Raw genomic sequence first — 3438 nt, 5'->3', positions numbered from 1 at the left:
TAGATATCGACTCAGAAACCCGGTTTCTGGCTTCGGCGTGGGTAACGTCCTGCTAAAATTACCCGTTATCTTGTACAATCAATACCGAGCAATGCGCGTTGTGGGTGACGTAGTTGCTGACGCTGCCCAGTCCCATATCTTTCAATCTAATCCGATCGCGATGCCCCATCACGATCAGGTCAGCGTCCCAAGTCCGAGCCAAGTCGCAAATGCTCCACCTGGGGTTGCCCGTATTTTGGCAAAACTCGGCTTTTACCCCCGCTGTAGTGGCTTGAGCTAGGCGCGATCGCAATATTTCTCTACCTCGCTCTTCAAACTCTTTCAGCCTCTTTAAATAACTATCGATCTGTTCGTGCCTGCCTGCATAATAACTCAAGCTAGGCTGCAAATCCATGTTTGGATAACCTTCATCTTCGGGAGACAAAACGTGCAGTAACATAAGATGAGCGTTGGTTAGTTTCGCCAAGGATAGAGCTTTTTCAAAAATATGCTTGCTGTCTTCAGAGTTATCCATTGCTACCAGTATTTTGCGGAACATATAAACTTTTTCTTCAAAGTAAGTTAAATGGCAGGACTTATCGCAAATCCGTTTTGATTGCTTTTTTTCACTGAAAGTTAATATCTGTAGAAATAGTCCTTAGTGATTTAAGCATAAATCAACTTTTGTCATTAGTCACGAGTTATAAACAAAAAAATATAAAAACAGCAAGATGAGTAGTTAGCGGTGTTTCCGCTAACTACTCACTCCTAACAGCTAATAGCCCAAATTAAACTCGCCGAACTGATGCTTCAGCTGACGCCTTCCACCTTAGCGATGTCTAGCAGAGTTTTCATCACGGAATCGGGATTCAGACTGATCGAATCAATACCCAGTTCCACTAAGAAACGAGCAAATTCGGGATAGTCAGAAGGTGCTTGACCGCAGATACCGATCTTGCGATTATTCTTCTTGGCTTTTTCGATCGCCAACCGCACCATTTCCTTCACACCTTCGTTGCGTTCGTCGAAAATGTGGGCCACTAAAGCCGAGTCGCGATCGAGCCCCAAAGTCAGCTGCGTCAAGTCATTAGAACCGATCGAAAAGCCGTCAAACACTTCACTGAATCGATCCGCCATAATCACGTTATTGGGAATTTCGCACATCACGTAGACTTGCAGATCGTTTTCGCCGCGCTTGAGGCCATATTTTTCCATTTCCGCCAGCACCTTGCGACCTTCATCGGGAGTGCGGCAAAAAGGAATCATTGGGATAACGTTAACCAAACCCATTTCATCCCGTACTCGTTTCAGCGCTTGGCATTCCAAACCATACGCATCGCGATATTTTTCATCGTAATAGCGAGAAGCACCGCGCCAACCGATCATCGGGTTTTCTTCTTTCGGTTCAAACTGTTTGCCACCCAACAAGTTGGCGTATTCGTTGCTCTTGAAATCCGACATCCGCACTACTACCGGATTGGGATAAAATGCAGCTGCGATCGTACCGATTCCGTGCGCCAACTTATCCACAAAGAAATCAGGCTTACTATTATATAGTGCAGTTAGCTCGCCAATTTCCCGCTTCACCGATTCATCTTCCAGTTTGTCGAAATGAATCAGCGCCAAAGGATGGCATTTAATATGATTGGCAATGATAAATTCCAAGCGTGCCAATCCTACACCATCGCAAGGAATCGAAGCTAAACCAAAAGCTTCTTCTGGATTGCCCACATTCATCAAAATCTTGGTGCGGGTGCGCGGTAAGTTGTCCAGTTGGGTTTCTTGGACTTCAAACGGCAGCAGACCTTGATAAACTCGTCCTTCTTCCCCTTCCGCGCAGCAGACGGTGACTTCTTGACCGTTAGTCAAAACACCTGTAGCATTACTGCAACCGACAATTGCCGGAATGCCCATTTCGCGAGCGATAATTGCCGCGTGGCAGGTACGTCCGCCTTGATTGGTGACGATCGCACTCGCTTTCTTCATGATCGGTTCCCAATCCGGGTCGGTCTTGTTTGTTACCAACACTTCACCGGCTTGGAATTGGTCGATTTTGTGAACGTCCAGAATGACGCGGGCTTTGCCTTGACCGATCATTTCGCCCACAGCACGACCGGTTACCAGTACTTCGCTCTTGCCTTTCAGTTGATAGTTACGCAGAACGCTGCTGGATTTTTGAGATTGCACCGTTTCCGGACGCGCTTGCACGATGAACAGTTCGCCGGTTAAGCCGTCTTTGGCCCACTCTATGTCCATCGGGCTGTAGCTACCCCGCAGTTCGGAATAGTGATCTTCAATGATGCAAGCCCATTTGGCTAAGATGAGAATTTCCTCGTCGTTGAGGGCGTATTTACCCCGTTCTGATTCTGGTACGGATACGTTTTTGGTTTGTTTGCCACCGCCAACGTCATAAATCATTTTGATTTCTTTACTGCCGAGGCGTTTTTCCAGGATGGGGCGGTAACCTTGTTTGAGAGTGGGTTTGAAGACGAAGTATTCGTCGGGGTTAACTGCGCCTTGGACTACGTTTTCACCCAAACCGTAAGCGGCGGTAACTAAGGCGGCGTTCTTGAAGCCGGTTTCTGTGTCGATCGAGAACATAACACCGGAAGAAGCTAAGTCGGAACGTACCATTTTTTGCACGCCGACGGAAAGGGCGACTTCAAAGTGATCGAAGCCTTTGATGGTGCGATAGGAGATGGCGCGATCGGTAAAGATGGAGGCGAAGCATTTATGGCAAGCTTCCAGCACTGCTTCTACACCGTAGACGTTCAGGTAGGTTTCTTGTTGACCGGCAAAACTGGCGTCGGGCAAATCTTCTGCTGTGGCGCTGGAACGAACGGCAACATCGAGATCGAGACTGTATTTTTCGCAGGCTTCTTGATCGTTGGGGTCAAGTTCTTGGCAAGATTCTCCAGTACCGTACCGAGCGCATAACTTTTTATATGCCTCAGCGATCGCTTCTTCTAAATCTTCCGGAAAAGGTGTGTTCAGAATCAAGGCACGAGCTTGCTTACCCCTCATCCGCAAGTTCTTCACATCATCCACATTTAGGTCAGAAAATAGCTGGCGCAGCGTTTTCTCTAAACCCGCTTGTTCGATGAAGTACCGATAAGCATAAGCTGTCGTGGCAAATCCAGTCGGAACTTGCACTCCTTTAGAAGATAGTTGTTGGATCATTTCCCCTAAAGAAGCATTTTTGCCGCCGACCAAAGGAACGTCGCTGAGGCGAATTTCTTCAAAAGTCAGCACTAAAGATTTTTCTCTTTCCAGCTGCGATTGTTCTTGTGAATATAGTTCTGTTTGCAACATTTATTTATCTCCCGTAATAAATCTCTTCAATTGTTGCTGCTGTTTAGCAGAGGGAGCCTTTTGCAATGCTCGATTTTCTTTCTAATTGCATCCTATCGCTTTCTCTAGCCAACACAAAGAACATACTTTTTGTTTCCTTACTTACTA

2 protein-coding genes are annotated in these 3438 nt (G+C 46.7%); both read right to left on the bottom strand.

Features of this window, described 5'->3' with window-relative positions; genetic code table 11:
- Nucleotides 1-58: 58 nt before the first annotated feature.
- Nucleotides 59-538, bottom strand: a complete 480-nt coding sequence (locus H6S82_RS24740; RefSeq protein WP_190463885.1) for a universal stress protein — start codon at nt 536-538, stop codon at nt 59-61.
- A gap of 251 nt (nt 539-789) precedes the next feature.
- Nucleotides 790-3291, bottom strand: a complete 2502-nt coding sequence (gene ppsA, locus H6S82_RS24735) for a phosphoenolpyruvate synthase (protein WP_190463884.1) — start codon at nt 3289-3291, stop codon at nt 790-792.
- Nucleotides 3292-3438: the final 147 nt, after the last annotated feature.

The organism is Planktothrix sp. FACHB-1355 (genome assembly GCF_014748295.1).
Classification (GTDB): domain Bacteria; phylum Cyanobacteriota; class Cyanobacteriia; order Cyanobacteriales; family Aerosakkonemataceae; genus Aerosakkonema; species Aerosakkonema funiforme_A.
Note: the sequence above shows the minus strand (reverse complement) of the source record. Positions and strands in the feature narration are given on the sequence as shown.